Below are 20,786 nucleotides of genomic sequence, written 5' to 3' on the forward strand. Positions count from 1 at the left end.
ACGTCGCGTGGGGCGCCGCGCGGCTGCTCAGCGCGGTGCCACCGCGTCCAGCACGCCCTCGAGCTCGGCGACCAGCACCGCGTCGCCGGCCCGAAGCGGCTCGGTGAGCACCGGGCGGCGCCACAGCCGGCAGTACAGGTCCTCGGCCGAACCCGACAGGATGCCGACCGGATGCACGGTGCCGTCGACCGGGTCATTTCCGGCGACGTAGATCGCCGGATCGTCGTGCTCGACTCCCCGCGGATCGGTGCCGGCGCGTCGCGCGAGCGTGACCAGCCAGGTGTCGCCCGTATCCGTCGCCACCACCCGGACGGTGCGACCCGGCTCCGGCCTGATCACGGCCCACGCGGGGTGGTACCCCATGAAGACGCGCAGCATCTCGTCGATGCCGTCGGCGGCCAGGGCGGCGTCGATGGGGCTGCGGTGGCTGCCGTCGGGCGCTGCCGTCAGCTCCGCGTCGAGGCGATGGATGCACGCCTCGTGCGCCTGCCGGCGCGCGGCGAAGCCCGCCGTCTGGTCTCGTGACCACGACCAACGCTGCGCCTGCGCGGGGGTGGCCTCCAGGGCGTCGGCTAGCCGAGCCGCCTCCTGTCGGAACGCCGCCAGCAACTCGGGACGACCGTCGGGTCGCGGCGCAGGGGTCAGCTGGCTCACCTCGGCTTCGGTGGTCAGGCCGTCGGAGACCACGCGGCACCAGAACGACTGCACGACGAGCAGGTGGGCCAGCAGATCGTCGGCGTCCCAGCCCGGGCAGGTCGGCACCCGGGCGCCCGACGGCGCCTGCGCTAGCACGTCGGCCAAGCGCTCGGAATCTTGGCGCAGAAAGCGCAGGTAGGCCTGCTCCGACAGGCGGGTCCCTTGGTGCGTGCCCATTGGCTCACCCTAGCCACAGCGATGGCGGAGCCCAGCTCGTCGCGACGGGACACAGCCTGACCCGACGGGACACACCTGATCAGCTGTGTGCCGTCGGGTTTCGCTGTGTTCCGTCGCGACCGGCCGTGTCCCGTCGCGACCGGCCGTGTCCCGTCGCGACCGGCCGTGTCCCGTCGCGACCGGCCGTGTCCCGTCGCGACCGGCTACCGGCAACAAGCCCCGACGCCCGGCGAGTCAGAGACCGCCGGGCAGCCCCTGCTCGGCCAACCAGGCCCGTGCCCGGGTCGGGGAGGCCTGGGCGAGCCAGGCACCCTGCACCAGCTCGACGATCTCGACGCGAGTCGTTTCGTGTAGGCGGCCGGCCCGCACGAGCACGCTGGGATGCCCCTCGAAGTGCGGGGTCGTGAAGAACGGGGACTCGGCATCCTGCACGAGGGCGAGCTTCTCGGCCTCCTCGCCGACCCAGATCACGATGACGTCGTCGTAGCGCTCCCCTGTGACGGGGTCCACGGCGTCCGGGCGGGGCGTGCGGAAGAACACGAACGACTTACCGCCCACCTGGTAGATCGGATTGGACGCCCGCTTGCCGGTCTCGACGGTGACGTGCGGCATCGCCAGAGCAGCCTCGTGCACGTCGGCAACGCGAGCGGGACGGTCGGCGCTCACCGCGTCCTGGCGATCCGGGCCCTCGAGCCACATACTCTGCGGCGACATGCAGAGAAGGTTCTCTGGATGTCGCCGCAAGGGAGCGTCTTTCGGGAGGCGGGGGTCAGCTGCCCAGGGCCGCCGAGACGACCTCACGGGCTTCGGCCTGCACCTGCTTCAGGTGCTCGGGGCCCTGGAAGCTCTCGGCGTAGATCTTGTAGACGTCCTCGGTGCCGGACGGGCGCGCGGCGAACCACGCCGACTCCGTCGTGACCTTCAGCCCACCGATCTTCGCGCCGTTACCCGGCGCCTCCGTGAGCTTGGCCGTGATCGGCTCGCCCGCGAGCGTGTCGGCGGCGACGTCGGCGGGGGAGAGCGCGCCGAGCATCGCCTTCTGCTCGCGGTTGGCCGGAGCATCGACCCGCGCGTACGCCGGGTCGCCGTGCTTGGCGACCAGCTCGGCGTAGTGCTGGCTCGGGCTCTTGCCGGTCTTTGCCTGAATCTCCGACGCGAGCAGCGCGAGGATGATGCCGTCTTTGTCCGTCGACCACACCGTGCCGTCGATCCGCAGGAACGACGCTCCCGCCGACTCCTCGCCACCGAACGGCCCGGAGCCGTCGAGCAGCCCGGGCACGAACCACTTGAACCCGACGGGCACCTCCACCAGCTTGCGGCCGAGGTCTTCGGCGACGCGGTCGATCATCGAGCTGCTGACGAGGGTCTTGCCGATGAAGCCGTCGGCCGGCCAGTTCGGCCGCCCGCCGCCGTACAAGTATTGGATCGCCACCGCGAGGTAGTGGTTCGGGTTCATCAGCCCGCCGTCGGGGGTGACGATGCCGTGCCGGTCGGAGTCGGCGTCGTTGCCGGTCGCGATGTCGTACTTGTCCTTCTGCTCGATGAGCGAGGCCATCGCGTACGGCGAGGAGCAGTCCATGCGGATCTTGCCGTCCCAGTCCAGTGTCATGAACCGCCACGTCGGGTCGACCAGCGGGTTGACCACCGTCATGTCGAGCTCGTAGTGGTCGGCGATCGCCTGCCAGTAGTCGACCGCCGCGCCACCCAGCGGATCGGCGCCGATCTTGACACCCGCGTCCTTGATCGCCTTCAGGTCGACGACGTTCTCGAGGTCGGCCACGTAGATGCCGCGGTAGTCGTACCCCTTGACCGCCTCGCGGGCCTGCGCGAAGGGCACGCGCCGGACGCCGCTCAGCCCGTCCTTGATGTAGTCGTTGGCCTTGGCCGCGATCCACTTCGTCGCGTCGCTGTCGGCCGGGCCTCCGTGCGGCGGGTTGTACTTGAAGCCGCCGTCGGTCGGCGGGTTGTGGCTCGGGGTCACGACGATGCCGTCGGCCAGTCCGGTGTGCGCCGGCAGGTCGTCGACCCCCCCGATCTTGCCCTTGTTGGCGCGCAGGATGGCGTGGCTCACCGCGGGGGTCGGTGTGTACCGGTCCTCCTCGTCGACGAGCACGTCGACGCCGTTGCCGACGAGCACCTCCAGGGCCGAGGCCCACGCCGGCTCGGAGAGCGCGTGGGTGTCACGGCCGATGAACAGCGGCCCGTCGTAGCCGTGCTCGGCGCGGTAGTCACAGATCGCCTGGGTCGTGGCCAGGATGTGGTCCTCGTTGAACGCCGTCTTCAGCGACGTGCCGCGGTGCCCCGACGTGCCGAACACCACGTGCTGGTCGATGTTGTCGGGGTCCGGTCGCAGCGTGTAATACGCGGTCACGAGGTGCGGGACGTCAACGAGGTCGCTGGGCTGGGCCAAAGTGCCGGCGCGGGAGTCGTTCATGCGCCCATCCTGTCAGCGTTGCCGCCCCGATGGCGGGTCCTAGGCACCACGAAGCGCCCCACACCGGCAGGAAGCCCTGACTGGCCCGCGCGTCCGTCGAACCGGTGGCTTTCCTGAGGCACGATGGAGCGCGTGCGTCGCCTGTCTACCCTCTGGCACGATCTGAGTCCGACGACTCGCTTGGTGCTCACCATTCCGCTCCTGGTCGGCTTCTACTACGTCGTCCCCGTCGATGCGGTCGACGCGTTCGCCGTGCCCCGGATCATCGGCACCGTCCTGGTCGTCGTCGTGCTGGGGCGCACGATCCTCTCGGAGCTGCGCAACCGAGACAGCGACATCAGCAGCCTTGTGATCCTGTTCCTCGCCGTCGTCATCGTCGGATCGCTGCTGTTCTTCACGCTGCAGACCCATCGCCCGCAGGAGTTCGTCGGGCTGGAGACCCGCACCGACGCCCTGTACTTCACCTTGACGGCGATGACGACGGTCGGCTTCGGCGACATCCACGCCCAGGGGCAGGTGGCCCGGGCGGTCGTCAGCGTGCTGCTCGTCTTCGACGTCGTCTTCATCGCCGCGCTCTTGTCGCGGATGTCGGACCGGCTGCTGCGCCCCCTGAACGACCTCGCGACGATCGACAATGACGCGTCGGCCGAGCCCAGCACGCGGGCCGAGTCAGTGAGTCGTGAGGGGGAGGAGAACACATGAACAGCGCCGAACCAGAGCAGGTCGAGCCGCCGCAGACCCCAGCGCAGAAGGAGTCCGCGGGGGAGCAGGAGGGGGAGGAGCGCGGCGACCCCACCGCCCTCCAGCGGGCCGTCCTCGTGGCGGTGGCCATCGGCTACGGCGCGCTGGCCGGCGGTGTCGCGGCGCTGACGTTGCGGCTCATGGGCCTGGTCGGCGACATCGTGTGGTCGGTCAGTGATGCGCGCTGGTACATCCCGGTCGTCATCGTCGCCGGTGGGGTGCTCATCGCCGCGTTGCGCTGCGTCTCCAGCGACGTGGCCGACCTCGATATCGACGGCCAGCTGGATCAGGCCCACGACCCCGTGGCGATCGAGCGACGCTCGACGCTGTTCCTCGCGCTGTCGGCCATCGTGGCGGTGGCCTTCGGCGGCGCGATCGGCCCGGAGGCCGGACTGCTGGCCGTCATCGCCGAACTGTCCTGCCTCGTCGCGATCCGCCTCGGGCGGACTCGGGCGCAGCAGCGCGCCCTCGGTGATGCCGGGGCCGCCGCCGCCCTCGCGGGCCTGTACGGATCGCCTCCGGGAGCCGTTGCCTACGGCGACGACGACCTGAGCCCGCCGAAGATCCTCACGCTGCTGGCCGCCGTCGCCGGCTTCGGCGGCTTCCTGCTCGTGGCCTCGCTGATCTTCGCCGAGGGCCTGCATGGCCTGGCGCTACCCGAGCACACTCCGGCCGGTAACGGCGTCGACCTGGTGGCGGCCCTGCTGCCGGCGTTGTGCGGCGCGGCCGTTGGGCTGGGCTACGCCTGGGTGCGGCCGACGGTCGCCGCCGTCCTGGCCAAGGCTCCCGGCCCGACCGCGCGGATCATGATCGGGACGGTGGTGTTCGCGGCGCTGGCGACTGCGGTGCCGCTGGCGCGCTTCTCCGGGCACGACGACATCGGCACGCTGGTGGAGTTCGCCGGATCAGGCGACTGGCTCACGCTGCTGGGATTGGCGCTCGTCAAGGTCGTGGCGCTCGCCCTGTGCCTGGCCGCCGGCTGGAAGGGCGGCGAGTTCTTTCCGCTCATCTTCATCGGGGGAGCGGTCGGTGCCGCCCTCGCGACCCTCCTGCCTGGCCTGGATCTGACCGTCGCGATGGTGGCGGCGATGTCCGCCGCGCTGACCGTGGCGATGCGCAAGCCCATCGCCGTCCTGCTCCTGCTCACCCTCATGACGGGGGTCTCGAGCCTGGCCGCGGTGTTCGTCGGCGTCGCCATCGGCCACCTGGTCAGCGCGCGCCTGCCCACGACCGCCACCGCCCACGGCGGCCACTGAGCGCGCCCAGCGGCACGGCAGGGCCGCCGCGACCGGGCAACCGCTGGGCCGACTGGGCAACCCCTAAGCCGACTGGGCAACCGCTGACCCCACTGGGCTATTGCTCGAGTCGTTGTCCAGAGGGACCAGCGATTGTCCAGTGGGCCGAGCGATTGTCCAGTGTGGCCGTGTGGGGCCGTCCGGGGTAGCACGCGCCTACCGGAGGCGAGTCACACGTCGAAGTCGACGGACTTCACGGCCGGCCGCTTGGCGCTGCGCCCGTCGCCGCTGCTGCGCCCGGTCAGGTGCCGGCGCACCCACGGTGCGAGATGCTCGCTGGCCCACTCGCGGTTGGCCGCCAGCGTCCCCAACCGAGTCAGCTTCGGGGCGGGCTCCAGCACGTGGTCGGACTGGGGTACGTCGAGGCCGAGGGTCCAGGCCGCCTGGTCGGCGACGCGGCGGTGACCGGCCGTGGAGAAGTGGATGCGGTCCGGCGCCCACATCCGCATGTCCTGCAGCTCGCGGGCGGTCCACAGATCGACCACCGGACAGTCGTGGCGCTGCGCGATGCCCCAGACGTGCGCGGTGAGCTCGGCCATCCGCGGGTTGACCCGATTGACCAGGGGAGCGAAACCGATGTCGGGCGCCGAGACCATGAGCACGTCCGCGCCGGTCTCGCGCAGCCGCACCACGGCCTCCTCAAGGCCCTTGGCGACTTCGGCGATGCTGACCCGCGGGCGCAGCAGATCGTTGCCGCCTGCCGAGATGCTCACCAGGTCCGGCGTCAGCTCCAGTGCCGCCTCCAGCTGCGGGCCCGCGATGTCGGCCAGCAACCGCCCCCGCACGGCGAGGTTGGCGTAGCCGAAGTCGAGACCGAGCGCGGCGTTGCGGCGCGCCAGCCGGGCGGCCAACCGGTCGGCCCAGCCGACATAAAGCTCCGGGTCGTCGACCGAGGGGTCCATCAACCCTTCGGTGAACGAATCCCCGATCGCGACGTACCGCTCCCACGTGCGCTCCAGCGGCGCCATGCTCGAACTCCCCTGATGTCGAACGCTGCTCCCGCCGCCCAGATTACCCGGCGGTAACCTCACCCGCCGAATCGAGCGGCCGCCGCCAGCCCGACGAGCCCGAACAGGGCAGGCCGCGCAGTGTCAGCCCCGCCGGCGCCGGCTACCGCGGTACCGGGCGCCGGACCGCGGAGCATGGGCGGCGCCATCCGTGAATCCCGACTCGGGGGCGGGCGGCGGCCGGTCCTCAAGCTCCCCCAAGCGCATCGAATACTCACCGGGCCGCAGCGTGGCGATGGTCTCGGCAACGTGCACACAAAGCAGGCCGGCGAGCGCAACCTCGGGATCCTTATCCGGCCACCACCGCGAAAGGACCTCGGCTTGCTCGGCGAGCATCGCTTCGAGAGCCTCGCGTCGCGCCGTGATGGCAAGCCCGTCGGGCAGGCCCTGAGCATCGGGCGGAAGCTGCGCGCTCAGTCGATCGCGCCCCAGATCGATGGCCAACCCCGGGTACTCACGCGCCAAACCCTCGGCCAGGGCCGTCATCACGTCCATGCCATCACCCCTGAAATTGCCCTCACGAGGAGACGGACCGGGCCGTGAGGGAAAGCCCGAACGGCGCGGGGGTCGAGCGCAGACGTTCCTGCGCTCGACCCCCGGTCGATCAGCGTCGATAGGCGTTCGGCTCAGCCCGGTTCGCCGGGCTCGGTGTCGGCGTCGATGCGGGCCTGGCTGCCGGTGCTGGCGTGGCCACCGGAGGTGCCGACGCGCGGGTTGGCCAGGTCGGCGGGGTCGATGCCCGAGGCCTTCGGCTGGTCTTCGGCCACCGGCGACTGCGAGAGCTCCGGCCGCGACTGGCCCGGCGTCTGAGCCCGCAGCGAACCCGTCGGGGCGTCGTCGGCGATGCTCGGGCCGGCCTCGGCGGCCTTGAACTCCGCCTCGTCGACCTCGCCGCTGACCGGCTCGAACCAGACGGCGCCGAGCTTGGGCAGGGTCACCAGGGCCGAGTACGGCTGGCCGTGCCAGGGCACCTCTTCGGCGACGATCTGGCCGAGGTTGCCGACCCCCGAGCCGCCGTAGTCGACGGAGTCGGTGTTCAGCACTTCCTTCCACGGCCCGGCCTTGGGCAGCCCCACGCGGTAGTGGTGGTGCTCGGCGCCGGAGAAGTTGGCGATGACGGCCATGGTGGGCCGCTCCCCGTTCTCGTCGGCGTGCCCGAACCGCAGGTAGGAGTAGGTGTTGCCGCTGGCGTCGTTGGCGTCGATCCAGGTGAAGCCCGACCAGTCGTTGTCCAGCTCCCACAGCGCCGGGTGCGAGACGTACAGGTGGTTGAGGTCCTTGACGAGCTTGTGCATGCGCCAGTGCGGCTCGTGGTCCAGCAGCCACCAGTCGAGGCTGCGGGCGTCGGCCCACTCGGCCTCCTGGGCGAACTCCTGCCCCATGAACAGCAGCTGCTTGCCCGGGTGGCTCCACATGAACGCGTAGTACACGCGCATGCCGGCCAGCTGCTCCCAGCGGTCACCCGGCATCTTGCGCAGCATCGACCCCTTGCCGTACACGACCTCGTCGTGGCTGATCGGCAGGCAGAAGTTCTCGCTGTAGGCGTACACCATCGAGAACGTCATCTCGTGGTGGTGGTACTGCCGGTAGATAGGGGAGAGCGAGGCGTACCCGAGCGTGTCGTGCATCCAGCCCATGTTCCACTTCAGGCCGAACCCGAGGCCGCCCATGTACGTCGGCTTCGTGATGCCGGGCCAGCTCGTGGACTCCTCGGCGATCGTCACCGCGCCGGGGTAACGGCGGTAGACCGTCGCGTTCATCTCCTGCAGCAGTTGCACGGCCTCGAGGTGCTCGCGGCCGCCGTACTGGTTGGGCAGCCACTCGCCGTCGTTGCGGGAGTAGTCGAGGTACAGCATCGAGGCGACCGCGTCGACGCGCAGCCCGTCGATGTGGAACTCCTCGATCCAGAAGGAGGCGTTGGCCACCAGGAAGTTGCGCACCTGCGGACGACCGAAGTCGAACACGTGGGTGCCCCAGTCGGGCTGGTCGCCGCGGCGCGGGTCGGAGTGTTCGTACAGCGCCTGACCGTCGAACCGGGCCAGCGCGAACGCGTCCTTCGGGAAGTGCGCCGGCACCCAGTCGAGGATGACGCCGATGCCCGCCTGGTGCAGCTTGTCGACGAGGTAACGGAACTCGTCCGGAGAACCGAACCGCGAGGTGGGCGCGTAATAGCCGGTCACCTGGTAGCCCCACGACGGGCCGTAGGGGTGCTCGGCCACCGGCAGGAACTCGACGTGCGTGAACCCGAGGTCCTTGACGTAGTTGACGAGGTGCTCGGCCAGGTCGACGTAGCTGCTGCCCTGACGCCACGAGCCGAGGTGGCATTCGTAGACGCTCATCGGGCCGTTGTGCGGCTCGATGTTGCCCGCACGCTGCTGCATCCACTCCGAGTCGCCCCACTCGTAGTGCGACTCGTCGACGACGGAGGCGGTGGCGGGCGGGCATTCGGTGTGTCGGGCCAGCGGGTCGGCCTTGCCGCGCCAGAAGCCGTCGGCGCCGAGAATCTCGTACTTGTACGGGGTGTTCTCACCGACGCCGGGCACGAACAACTCCCACACGCCGGTCGAGCCGAGCGCGCGCATCGGGTGCATCTGCCCGTCCCAGCGGTTGAAGTCGCCCACCACCCGGATCGCGCGGGCGTTGGGTGCCCACACGGCGAACGACGCGCCGTGCACCTCGCCCATCTGGCCCGGGTAGGTGCGCACGTGCGACCCGAGCACCTTCCACAGTTCCTCGTGGCGACCCTCACCGATGAGGTAGAGGTCCATCTCGCCGAGGGTGGGCAGGAAGCGGTACGGGTCGTCCTGCACGTGCTCGTAGTCGTCGCCGTAGGTGACGTGCAGCCGGTAGTCGGAGACCTCGATGTCGTCGAGCTGACGCACCCAGATGCCCTCGTAGTCGTGGTCCATCACGTGCAGCGAGCCGTCGGGCAGTTCGATCTGCACGGTCTGGGCCAGCGGGCGGAACGCCCGGATCGTCACGCCACCCTCGAACGGGTGGGCGCCAAGAATGCTGTGCGGATCGCCGTGGCCGCCGCGCACGAGCAGGTCCAGCTCATGGGGGTCGACCGGCAGCGGCGCCGAGTGATACTCCGCAGGCGTGGTGTCGACTGCCGCCGGCTCTCCCGCTGCCTTCTTCTTCTGGGCCATGGTCTCGGGGCTCCTGTCCTTCGGGTGGGCCGGCTGCCCGACCGAACGGTCGGGCTCATCGGAATCGGGCGTGGTGGGGGCAAGCAGAGACGTGGCGGGGCCGGCACACAGGCTCTCGATGGCCCCCAGGGGGATCGAGATCCACGCGGGCCGGTTGCGGGCCTCGTAGACGACCTCGTAGAGCGCCTTGTCGAGCAGCAGCGCCTCCAGCAACGTCGCGGTATCGGGGTCGGTGCGCAGGTCGGCGCCCGGCCACGCACTCGCGTAGCCCTGGACGAAGGCGGCGGCGCTCGCCTGCGCCCACTGCCGGGGCGTGCCGGAGTCAGTGGGGTCGCCCTCGCCCGGCTGTACCGGAGCGGGAATGGCAGCGCTGTCGAAGAAGCCGCTCTCCCGCTCGATCGATCCGGCCGCATAGTCGAACGAGCGCAGCATGCCCGCGACGTCGCGCAGCGCGAGGTCGGGGGCGCTGCGCTCGGTCAGCGAACGCAGCGGCTCGCCCTCGAAGTCCAGCAGCACCCAGCCGGTCTCGCCGCGACCGGGCACCTGCAGCACCTGGCCGAGGTGGTAATCGCCGTGCACCCGCTGCAATGCGGGCCACGACGCGGCGGCGGCCCGGTCGAAGATCGCCTCGATGTGGTCGGCGTGCTCCTGCAACGCCGGGGCCTCGCTGACCGCCGAGACGAGCCGCGAGCGCCAGCCCGCGACGAGCGCGGCACGGCGGTCCTCGTCGGCCTCCTGCGTGGGCAGCACCTGCGCCAGCGTTTCGTGCACCCCAGCGGTGGCGACGCCGAGATCGAAGGCCGGCCCGGTGAAGTCCTCTCCGGCGCGGGCCGCTTCGCGCGCCACCCGCCACGCGTCGCGGGTGCCGGGCAGAAACTCCTGCGCGAACGCCAGGTGGCCCACGCAGCGTTCGTCGCCACCGGCCGGATCGGCCCAGTCGCCGGTGACATGCCCCAGGGGGAGCGGCACGAGCGGGGAGCCTTGCGCGGCCAACGCCGACTGCAGCACGACATCCGGATTCTGACCCGGGTGCAGCATCCGGAAGACCTTGACGACCACGGGGCTGGACTTGCCCGCAGCGTCGGTGGCCTCGTAGATGATCGAGGTGTTCGACTGCTCCCCGGAGAGCACCTTGGCCGAGACGAACGTGACGTCTTCGGCCCCGGGGTGCGGCGAGCCGGTGACGGCCGGGTCGACCGTGTGACTCTGCGTGGCGTGCTGGGCCTGCACCTGGCCGCGGGCCAGCTCCAGCAGGGCCCGCGCATACACGGGATCGTGTGCGCCGTCGTAGATGTAGCGAGTGCCCAGCACCCCGTGTTCCATCGTGCCGAGGAAGGCCGCGTCGGCGCCGCCCAGGGGCGCCCCCCGGTAGGTCAGCGGCACCTGGTAGACCACCGGCTGGGAGCCCGATTCGTCGGCGACGATGAGCGTCTCGACGCCCACCTGCCCGTCGGGATCGTCGAGCCGGTAGCCACCGAGGCGACGCAGCACCGGCGTGCGGCCCTTGGCCGCGAACCAGCGCTGCGAGCCCATCCAATCGGCCAGCAGCTCGAGCTTGGTCGGCGTGAGCGTCGTCTGATAGATCTCAGCCATCCTCCGCCTCCTTGGTGCTCGTCGCCTTCTTCGTCGCCGTCTTCGAGGCGGTCTTGGCCGCAGCCTTGGTGGCGGTCTTCTTCGCGGTGGACTTCTTGGCGGCCGTCGTGGGTGCCGCCTCGGCCGCGGCCGTCGCTGCCGCCTCCGGTTCAGGTGCGGGCCTGGCGGCAGCCTCAGGTGCGGGCTCGGCGGGGGGCGTTGTCGGCTCAGGTGTGGCAACCGGCTCGGCGGCGGCCGGCTCCGGGGCGTCGGCCTCGGGTTCGGCCTGCGGCACCGGCTCGATCCGCAACCAGTAGAAGTCGCGCGACCCCAAGGTGAGCGTCAGGGTGCCGTCGGGGCCCACGGCGGGGAACCGGGAGCCGCCGAAGACGTCCCGCAGGCGGGCCCCGGCGAACCGCTCGGGCAGCGTCATGGTGCCCGACTGCGAACGGGAGGACAGGTTGTTGACGCACAACACCGTCTCCGCACCGTCCTCGCCCAACGGGGAGTCCGCCGCGCTCAGATCGCGCACGAACGTCATCAACGTCTCGTTGTCGCAGGGCAGCATCTCGAAAGTGCCGAGCCCGAAGACCGGATGCCGGGCGCGCACCTGCAGCATCGCCCGCACCCAGTGCAGCAACGAGGAGCCGTGCGCCATCTGCGCCTCGACGTTGACGTTGTTGTGGTGATAGACGAGCGACTGGATGACCGGCAGATACAACTTGCCGGGGTCGGCGCTGGAGAAGCCGGCATTGCGGTCGGGGGTCCATTGCATCGGCGTGCGCACCGCATCCCGGTCGGGCAACCAAATGTTGTCGCCCATGCCGATTTCGTCGCCGTAGTACAGGCACGGGCTACCCGGCAGCGAGAGCACCAGCGCGTGGATCTGCTCGATCTCGGCGCGGGAGTTGTCCAGCAGCGTCGAGAGCCGCCGCCGAATGCCGACGTTCGCGCGCATGCGCGGGTCGGGGGCGTACCAGCCGTACATCGCCGAGCGTTCCTCCGGCGTCACCATTTCGAGCGTCAACTCGTCGTGATTTCGCAAGAAGGTGCCCCACTGGGTGCCGCGCGGGATCGGCGGCGTCTCTTCCAGCGCCTTTCGGATCGGGGTGGCCTTCTCGTCGCGTAGCGCCGAGTACAGGCGCGGCATGACGGGAAAGTGGAAGCACATCTGACACTCGGGCGCCTCTTCGGTGCCGAAGTAGTCGACGACCTCGTGCGGCATCTGGTTGGCCTCGGCCAGCAGGATGCGGCCCGGGTATTCCTCATCGACCATCGCGCGCAGCCTGGCGAGAAACTCGTGGGTCTTGGGGTGGTTCTCCCCGTTGTGGCCCTCTTCCTCGAACAGATACGGCACGGCGTCGAGGCGGAAGCCGTCGATGCCCAAATCCATCCAGAACCGCACGACGTCGAAGATCGCCTCCGCCACGGCGGGATTCTCGAAGTTCAGGTCGGGCTGGTGGGAGAAGAAGCGGTGCCAGAAGAATTGCCGGCGCACGGGGTCGAAGGTCCAGTTCGACACCTCGGTGTCGACGAAGATGATGCGGGCCTCGCCGTACTTGGTGTCGTCGTCGCTCCAGACGTAGAAGTCGCCGTAGGGGCCCTCGGGGTCCGAGCGGCTCGCCTGGAACCACGGATGCTGGTCACTGGTGTGGTTCATCACCAGGTCGGTGACGATGCGGATGCCGCGGGCGTGCGCCTGGCTGACCAGCTCGGTGAAGTCGACGAGCGTGCCGAACTCCGGCAGCACCGCCGTGTAGTCAGCGATGTCGTAGCCGCCGTCGCGTAGCGGCGAGGCGTAGAACGGCGGGATCCACAGCGCGTCGACGCCCAGCCACTGCAAGTAGTCGAGGCGACCGATGAGACCGTTGAAGTCGCCCGAACCCGAGCCCTTGGAGTCCGCGAAGGCCCGCACCAGCACCTCGTAGAAGACCGCGGTCTTGAACCAGTTGGGGTCGTACTTCAGGCCGGGCTGGGACAGGTTGAGGCCCTGCACTTAGAACCTCCTCACGTGGATGATGTGCACCGGCTCGGCGTCGCGGCCGACGCGCACGAAGTTGTGCTGACCCCAATGCCAGGAGGCCCCGGTGATGAGGTCCTTGGCGACGAATCCCTCGTTCCAGTCCAGCCCCAATTCGGGCATGTCCAGGTGTACCCAGGTCTCGCGGGTGGTGTGCGGGTCGAGGTTGGCCACGACGAGGATCACGTCTTGCGCGCCGCCGTTGGCATAGCGCTTGGAGAAGCACATGACGAACTCGTCGTCGGTGGGGTGCGCGCGGTAGTTGCGCAGCCAGTGCAGCGCCTTGTGCGCGCGTCGAATCTCATTGAGCTTGCGCAGATAGTCGGCCATCCACAGCTGGCCCTCCTTGGGGCCGCCCGGTTCGTAGTCCGCCCAGCGCCGGTCTTTGAACTGGTATTTCTCGTTGTCGATCTGCTCTTCGACGCCCGGCCGGGGCACAGACTCCAACAGTTCGTACCCCGCGTAGATGCCGTACGTGGGCACCAAGGTGGCCGCCAGTGCAGCCCGTGTCTTCCAGGCGGCCGGACCGCCGTACTGCATGTACGGCGTGAGGATGTCGTGCGTCGTCGGCCAGAAGCTCGGCCGCATGAAGTCGGCCGAATCGGTCGAGAGCTCGGTCATGTACTCCTCGAGCTCGGCCTTGGTGTTGCGCCACGCGTAATACGTGTAGCTCTGCTGGAAGCCGACCTTGGCCAGCGTGGCCATCATCTGGGGCTTGGTGAAGGCTTCGGCGAGCCAGATGACATCGGGGTGGCTCTGGGCGACGTCCTCGATGAGCCACTGCCAGAACTCGACCGGCTTGGTGTGCGGGTTGTCGACCCGGAAGAGCTTGACCCCGTGGTCGATCCACACCTGGATGACGCGGCGCACCTCGGCGTAGATGCCGGCCGGGTCGTTGTCGAAGTTCAGCGGGTAGATGTCCTGGTACTTCTTCGGCGGGTTCTCGGCGTAGGCGATCGTGCCGTCGGCGCGGGTGGTGAACCACTCCGGGTGCTGCGTGACCCACGGGTGATCGGGAGCGCACTGCAGCGCGATGTCCAGGGCCACCTCCAGGCCGAGCCGCTTGGCCTGCGCGACGAAGTAGTCGAAGTCGTCGAAGGTGCCCAGCGTCGGCTCGATCGCGTCGTGCCCGCCGTCCTTGCTGCCGATGGCGTACGGGCTGCCCGGGTCCTTCGGGCCGGCATCGAGAGTGTTGTTCGGGCCCTTGCGGTTGATCGTGCCGATCGGGTGCACCGGCGTCAGGTAGATGACGTCGAAGCCCATGTCCGCGATCGCCGGCAACCGCTTGGCCGCCGTGCGCAGGGTGCCGGTGACCCAGTCGCCGGTCTGCTCGTCGAAGTAGCAGCCCTCCGAACGCGGGAAGAACTCGTACCAGGCTCCGTAGAGCGCGCGCTGGCGCTCCACCAGCCAGTGGTAGTCGGGGCTGGGGCTGACGTAGTCGCGCAGCGGTCGTTGCGCCAGTTCGTGGGCGACCTCCGGGGCGGTGCCGGCGGCCAGCCGTGCCTGCGCCGGGCGCGACTCGTCGCGCAGCGCGCCGATCGCGTCCTGCAGCAGCTGCCGCGCCGACTCCGGCCGGCCCGGTACCGACAGCGCGCGCTCGAGCACCAGGGCGCCCTCGGTGAGCATCAGCTCGACGTCGACCCCGGCCTCGACCTTGATCGTCGCGTCGTGATCCCACGTGCCGTAGGGGTCCGACCAGCCCTCCACGCGATAGCGCCACGGCCCGACGCGGTCGGCCACGATCGTGCCTTCCCACAGGCTCAGGCCCACATTGGTGCAGGTCAACGGGTGCACGTGCTCGCCCCCGGTGGGGTCGGTGAGCACGATATTCGCGTTCACGGCGTCGTGGCCTTCGCGGAACACCCGGGCGCTGAGCGGCACCTGCTCCCCGACGACGGAGTTCAGCGGGAAGTCGCCGCCCTCGACGAGGGGAGTGATCCCCACGACGGGGATTCGACCCATCGGGCGTTGTCCGCTGGGCGGCGGGGAGAGCGTGCCGGCTTTGGCGGCGGCCGGCTCGGGCGACTGGTCAGGGGATGCCTGGGATGTCGTCGTGGTCACGACACCCGAACCTATCGGGTCGACAGGCCTCATGGCAGCCGGAGGCATCGCGGACGCCTCCAGCTGCGGCGCGGTGGCGGCCCGGTGGCGGCCGTGGGGCGCGCCGCCCCAGCGACCACTGCGCCACCGGACGCCTGACCAGATCAACGGACGTATACAACGGGGGCTCCCGAGCAGCCTTGCAAGGACCGCAAACTGCGCCCCCAAATCTAGACTTACGACGTGAAGGCCATCCGTCGTTTCCACGTGCGCACCGTTCTGCCCGACGCCATCGCTCCGCTCGGCGATCTGGCCAGCAACCTGTACTGGTCCTGGCACGAGCCGACCCGGCGGCTGTTCGCGCAGATGGCTCCCGTCCGTTGGGAGAAGGTGCGCCACGACCCCGTGGCCTTGCTGTCGAGCCTGACCGCGCAGGAATTGAACGACCTGGCCGACAACGAGACCTTCGTCGCCACAGTGCACGCGGCCCAGGCCGAGCTCGAGGGCTACCTGCGGGCCGACCGGTGGTTCCAGAAGTGGGGCGCGCACGTCGAGGGCGGCGTCCCAGCGGCCATCGCCTACTTCTCCGCGGAGTTCGGCATCACCGAGGTGCTGCCCCAGTACTCCGGCGGTCTTGGAGTGCTGGCCGGCGACCACCTCAAGGCCGCCTCCGACTCCGGCGTTCCGATCATCGGTGTCGGGCTGTTCTACAAGACCGGCTACTTCGCGCAGTCGTTGAACCGCGACGGCTGGCAGCAGGAGACCTTCCCGGTGCTCGACCCCGACGGCATGCCGCTGTCGCCGCTGCGCGAGGCGGACGGCACCGCCGCGACGATCGAACTGAAGCTGCCCGGTGGCCACACGCTGCGGGCGTTCGTGTGGAAGGCCCAGGTCGGCCGGGTCCCGCTGCTCCTGCTGGACTCCGACGTCCACGAGAACGCCGATCACGTGCGGGGCATCACCAACCGGCTCTACGGCGGCGGCAGCGAGCTGCGTCTGCAGCAGGAGATCCTGCTCGGCATGGGCGGGGTCAAGGCGCTGCGGCTGTACTCCCGGCTCACCGGGGCACCCGAGCCGGATGTCTACCACGCCAACGAGGGGCACGCGGGCTTCCTCGGCGTCGAGCGCCTCGACGAGCTGGTCACGCAGCAGGGCCTCACCTTCGACGCGGCGCTGCGGGCCGTGCGCGCCAGTACCGTCTTCACGACGCACACCCCCGTGCCGGCGGGCATCGACCGCTTCGGCCTCGACCTCATCCGCCACTACTTCGGCGGGGACTGCGCCGTGCCCGGAGTGCCGCTGGGTCGACTCCTGGAGCTGGGTGCCGAGACCTACGCGGGCGGCGACCACAGCGTCTTCAACATGGCCGTCATGGGGTTGCGGCTGGCCCAGCGCGCCAACGGGGTCGCCGCCCTGCACGGTGCCGTCAGCCGAGAGATGTTCCGCGGCCTGTGGCCCGGCTTCGACGTCGAGGAGGTGCCGATCACCAGCGTCACCAACGGGGTGCACGCCCCGACCTGGGTCGACCAGCGTATCTTCGAGCTCTCCGACCGCGTCACCGGTAAGCCCATGCCCTCGGCCGACGAGATTCCGGCGGTCGTCGAGCAGGTGCCCGCACACGAGCTGTGGCACCTCAAGCGGGAGCTGCGCGACAGCCTCGTGCAGATGGTGCGCACCCGCGTGCGGCAGTCCTGGATCGACCGTGGGGCCAGCGCCGCAGAGCTCGGTTGGACCGAGTCGATCCTCGACCCCGACGTGCTGACGATCGGGTTCGCCCGCCGGGCGGCCACCTACAAGCGGCTGACGCTCATGTTGGAGGACCCCGAGCGGTTCCGCCGGCTACTGCTCGACGGCGACCGGCCGGTGCAGATGATCATCGCCGGCAAGTCGCATCCCGCCGACGACATGGGCAAGGGCCTCATCCAGCAGATGGTGCAGTTCACCGACGATCCGGCGATCCGGCACACCATCGTCTTCCTGCCGAACTACGACATCGGCATGGCCCGCACCCTCTACCCCGGCTGCGACGTCTGGCTGAACAACCCGCTACGCCCCATGGAGGCGTGCGGCACGTCGGGGATGAAGGCGGCGCTCAACGGCGGTCTCAACCTCTCGATCCTCGACGGCTGGTGGGACGAGTGGTTCGACGGGGAGAACGGCTGGTCGATCCCGACCGCCGACGGCGTCTTCGACCCCGAGCGCCGGGACGCCCTCGAGGCGGCCGCCCTCTACGACCTCATCGAGAACAACGTGGTGCCGCGCTTCTACGACCGCGACACCGACGACATCCCGCAGCGCTGGGTCGCGATGATGCGCCACACCCTGGCGCACACCGGTCCCAAGGTGTTGGCCAGCCGGATGGTGCGGGAGTACACCCGGCGCCTCTACACGCCGGCGGCGCAGTGGGGGTGGGCCGCCGCGGCCGAGGACTACGCGCAGGCCAAGAGCCTGGCCCGCTATGCGCACCGGCTGGGGGAGCAGTGGCCGCACGTGCGTGTCGACCATGTCGAATCCTCCGGCATCTCCGACGCGCCGCAGATCGGAGATCCGCTGATGATCCACGCCTTCGTCTCCCTCGGCGGCCTCAAGCCCAAGGACGTGCGGGTGCAGGCGCTCTACGGGCGGGCCGCCGAGAACGACGAGCTGTCGGACCTGAACGTGCAGGACCTGGCGCTGGAGGAGTCCTACGAGGGCGGGCGGCATTCCTTCACCGGCACGCTCGACCTGACCCGCACCGGGTCGATGGGCTACACCGTGCGCGTCGTGCCGACCCACGCCGGCCTGTCGAATGTCGCCGAGCTCGGTCTGGTGAGCAACGCCGGCTGACCTGCCTCCCGGTCGCGCTACCAGCCGGGCTCGAGGCGCGCAGAGCATTGCGCAACGAATCAGCCTGTCGGGGAACGGGTCAAGGGCATCGATGTGGGCCCGTACCCTGGGTCGGGTGGCCAGCGCACCTGATCTGCCGCCGCCCTTAGGCGCCTTCGTCGACGACGACGGCTGCACCTTTGCCATCATGGCGGCGCACGCGACCGGAGTCGAGCTCTGCCTGTTCGGCGATCACGAAACCGACGGGCCGCAACGCATCGTCCCGATGACCGACCGCATCCACGGCGTCTGGTTCGTCCACGTCCCCGGGGTGCAAGCCGGGCAGCGCTATGGCTACCGGGTGCACGGACCCTGGCGCCCCGATCAGGGGCAGCGACACAATCCGGCGAAGCTGTTGGTGGACCCGTACGCCCGCGCGATCGAGGGCGATGTCGCCTGGGTGCCGCAGGTCTACGGGCACGTGGTCAACGAGAGCTTCAGCGGGGACCCCGCGGTGCGCGACGATCGGGACAGCGCGCCTTTCGTGCCGCGCAGCGTCGTCGTCGACAACGACTTCGACTGGGGGCCACACGAGCAGCCGGTGGAGGAGCGCCGCGTGCCCTGGCCCGAGACCGTCATCTACGAGACGCACGTGCGCGGCGCGACCAAGCTGATGCCGGGGGTGCCGGAGCACTTACGCGGCACCTACGCCGGCATGGCGCACCCGGCGTTCATCGAGCACCTCTTGGGCTTGGGCGTGACGACGGTGGAGTTGCTGCCCGTGCACTACTTCGTCGACGAGCCGGCGCTGGCCCACCGGGGGATGAGCAACAGTTGGGGGTACAACACTCTCGGCTTCTTCGCCCCGCAGATTCGTTATTCGGCCGCGCCGGACGCCCTCGGGGCACTGACGGAGTTCAAGGAGCTGGTGCGGGCGCTGCACGCGGCCGGCCTGGAGGTCATCCTCGACGTCGTCTTCAACCACACGGCTGAGCAGTCGACGAGCGGGGCGATGCTGAGCTTTCGAGGGATCGATCAGGGCACCTACTATCGGCTCGACGAGCGCGGCCACGACATCGACGTCACCGGCTGCGGCAACACCGTCAACACCCGGCACCCGACCCCGTTGCGGCTCGTCATGGATTCGCTGCGGTACTGGGTCGAGGAGTGCCACGTCGACGGCTTCCGATTCGACCTGGCCGTCGCCCTGGCCCGCGGCCGCACCGACGAGTACGACCGCGACCACCCGCTGCTCATGGCTCTGCGCACCTCCCCGGTGCTCTCGCGGGTCAAGCTCATCGCCGAGCCCTGGGACGTCGGGATGCACGGTTGGCGCACCGGGCAGTTCCCGCCGCCCTTCGGCGAGTGGAACGACCGCTTCCGCGACACGTCCCGATCCTTCTGGCTCGCCGACGTCGCCGTCCCCGCCCACCACGGGCACGGGGTGCGCGAGTTGGCGACCCGGCTGGCCGGCTCCCAAGACCTGTTCGGCACCGACGACCGCGGCCCGCTGGCCTCGATCAACTACGTCGCCTCGCACGACGGATTCACGCTGGCCGACGCCTGCAGCTACCAGCAGAAACACAACCACGCCAACGGCGAGGACAACCGCGACGGCCACGGCGACAACCGGTCGTTCAACCACGGCGTCGAGGGCCCGACCGACGACGAGGAGGTGCTGGCCAACCGGCGGCGCAGCATGCGCAACCTCCTGGCCACGACGCTGCTGTCGACCGGTACCCCGATGATCCTGGCCGGCGACGAGTTCGGCCGCACCCAGCGCGGCAACAACAACGCCTACAACCAGGACAACGCGATCTCCTGGACCGACTGGGACCTGGAACCCTGGCAGGAGGACCTGCAGGCCACGACCGCCTACCTCATCGGCTTGCGGCGCACCTACCGGGTGCTGCGGCAGGCCACCTTCTTCTCCTCCCACCCCCGCCCCGGCGACGGTCGGGTCGACCTGCTCTGGTTCGGCCGTCGGGGCGAGCGGATGACGTGGGAGTCGTGGGAGGACCCGGCCTCCCGCACGCTGCAGATGCTGCTGCTAGGCGAGGACGTGCACGGCGACTCCCTGCTGCTGGTGCTGCAGGGCAAGCCCACCAAGAGCGTGCTGCACCTGCCGATCCAGGAGGGCTCGGACCACAGCTACGAGCTGATCTGGGACAGCACCTGGGAGCGCCCCGACCCGGCGGGCGGCGGGGTCGTCTCCGCCGGGCAGCCGGTGACGCTCGGGCCGACCTCCGTGCAGATCTACCGGGTGCGCTGACCTCGCTGCCGCAGGGCGTAACCGGGCGTCGGTGCCGCGAACGCGGACTCGACTGGATACCGTGGTGCCATGACGGATCCCACGAGTCTGCCCAACTTCCCCCAGCCCGCTGCCGAGAACCCGCTGCGCGACACCGTGATCGATGTCCTGCAGGGAGAGGGCTTCCGCCCCGAGGTCGACGGCGACGGCGACGTGAGCTTCAAGATCGAGGGCCAGCAGCTCTTCGTTCACTGCACCGAAGGTGAACTGCCGGTCGTGCGCGTCTTCGGCCAGTGGCAGATTGCGGACAACCTGCCCAGCGACCCGCTGACCCAGCTGCGCGCCGCCAACGACCTGTCGTTGCGCCTGAATATCGTCAAGGCCGGCATCAACGGGGGCACCCTCGTCGTGACCTGCGAGCACATCGTGCACCCGGGTGCCGACGTGCGGCAGCTCATCCAGCTCAGTTACCAGCTCGTGCTGACCGCCGTGCAGATGTGGCACCAGCTCATGCTCGGCGAGGACGTGTTCGGCGACGGCAGCGGCCGTGCCGCCCAGAATGGCGAAGCGGGCCCGGTCGCCCCTGGCCAGGGCTGAGC

The 20,786-nt window shown here is 69.9% G+C and carries 13 protein-coding genes; 5 read left to right on the plus strand and 8 right to left on the minus strand.

Annotated elements, in window-relative coordinates:
* Positions 1–27: 27 nt before the first annotated feature.
* From KILIM_RS08345 to pgm, 3 genes are all read right to left on the minus strand, one after another.
* Complete coding sequence (locus tag KILIM_RS08345) at positions 28–873, minus strand: maleylpyruvate isomerase family mycothiol-dependent enzyme (protein WP_006592219.1); 846 nt, start codon at positions 871–873, stop codon at positions 28–30.
* A 234-nt stretch (positions 874–1,107) separates the two neighbouring features.
* Positions 1,108–1,587 (minus strand): MmcQ/YjbR family DNA-binding protein, encoded by a 480-nt coding sequence (locus KILIM_RS08350; RefSeq protein WP_217997077.1) that lies wholly within the window; start codon positions 1,585–1,587, stop codon positions 1,108–1,110.
* 55 nt (positions 1,588–1,642) lie between these two features.
* Positions 1,643–3,307, minus strand: a complete 1,665-nt coding sequence (gene pgm / locus KILIM_RS08355) for a phosphoglucomutase (alpha-D-glucose-1,6-bisphosphate-dependent) (protein ID WP_006592221.1) — start codon at positions 3,305–3,307, stop codon at positions 1,643–1,645.
* Between the two features lie 132 nt (positions 3,308–3,439).
* Between pgm and KILIM_RS08360 the strand changes: the two genes are divergently transcribed.
* The gene (locus KILIM_RS08360; RefSeq protein WP_217997078.1) at positions 3,440–4,009 is read left to right on the plus strand and encodes a potassium channel family protein; all 570 of its coding nucleotides are present in this window, start codon (positions 3,440–3,442) and stop codon (positions 4,007–4,009) included.
* Positions 4,006–5,304: a chloride channel protein gene (locus KILIM_RS08365; protein WP_006592223.1), complete on the plus strand. Its 1,299-nt coding sequence runs from the start codon at positions 4,006–4,008 to the stop codon at positions 5,302–5,304. Before KILIM_RS08360 ends, KILIM_RS08365 begins: the two co-directional genes overlap by 4 nt.
* Positions 5,305–5,513: 209 nt before the next feature.
* Here the strand turns inward: KILIM_RS08365 and KILIM_RS08370 are convergent, their stop codons facing one another.
* From KILIM_RS08370 to KILIM_RS08390, 5 genes are all read right to left on the minus strand, one after another.
* Entirely contained in the window at positions 5,514–6,311 is a 798-nt protein-coding gene (locus KILIM_RS08370) for an SGNH/GDSL hydrolase family protein (protein ID WP_006592224.1), read from the minus strand.
* Between the two features lie 123 nt (positions 6,312–6,434).
* A complete protein-coding gene (locus KILIM_RS08375) occupies positions 6,435–6,845 on the minus strand; it encodes a hypothetical protein (RefSeq protein ID WP_006592225.1) in 411 nt (136 codons plus the stop codon).
* A 131-nt stretch (positions 6,846–6,976) separates the two neighbouring features.
* Positions 6,977–11,092, minus strand: coding sequence for a 1,4-alpha-glucan branching protein GlgB (gene glgB, locus KILIM_RS08380; protein ID WP_006592226.1), 4,116 nt, complete (start codon positions 11,090–11,092; stop codon positions 6,977–6,979).
* Positions 11,085–13,067, minus strand: coding sequence for a maltose alpha-D-glucosyltransferase (treS, locus tag KILIM_RS08385; RefSeq protein ID WP_006592227.1), 1,983 nt, complete (start codon positions 13,065–13,067; stop codon positions 11,085–11,087). The genes glgB and treS overlap by 8 nt, the downstream gene beginning before the upstream one ends.
* On the minus strand, positions 13,068–15,200 hold the full coding sequence (locus KILIM_RS08390; protein ID WP_083876011.1) for an alpha-1,4-glucan--maltose-1-phosphate maltosyltransferase: 2,133 nt from the start codon (positions 15,198–15,200) through the stop codon (positions 13,068–13,070).
* Positions 15,201–15,374: 174 nt separating this feature from the next.
* Here KILIM_RS08390 and glgP point away from each other — a divergent pair, with 174 nt between their 5' ends.
* The 3 genes from glgP to KILIM_RS08405 all read left to right on the plus strand — a co-directional run bounded on the left by glgP (position 15,375) and on the right by KILIM_RS08405 (position 20,784).
* A complete protein-coding gene (gene glgP / locus KILIM_RS08395; RefSeq protein WP_006592229.1) occupies positions 15,375–17,957 on the plus strand; it encodes an alpha-glucan family phosphorylase in 2,583 nt (860 codons plus the stop codon).
* A 91-nt stretch (positions 17,958–18,048) separates the two neighbouring features.
* The gene (gene glgX / locus KILIM_RS08400) at positions 18,049–20,208 is read left to right on the plus strand and encodes a glycogen debranching protein GlgX (protein ID WP_006592230.1); all 2,160 of its coding nucleotides are present in this window, start codon (positions 18,049–18,051) and stop codon (positions 20,206–20,208) included.
* Between the two features lie 69 nt (positions 20,209–20,277).
* Complete coding sequence (locus tag KILIM_RS08405) at positions 20,278–20,784, plus strand: T3SS (YopN, CesT) and YbjN peptide-binding chaperone 1 (RefSeq protein ID WP_006592231.1); 507 nt, start codon at positions 20,278–20,280, stop codon at positions 20,782–20,784.
* The last annotated feature ends 2 nt before the right edge of the window (positions 20,785–20,786 follow it).

The organism is Kineosphaera limosa NBRC 100340 (assembly GCF_000298215.1).
Classification (GTDB): domain Bacteria; phylum Actinomycetota; class Actinomycetes; order Actinomycetales; family Dermatophilaceae; genus Kineosphaera; species Kineosphaera limosa.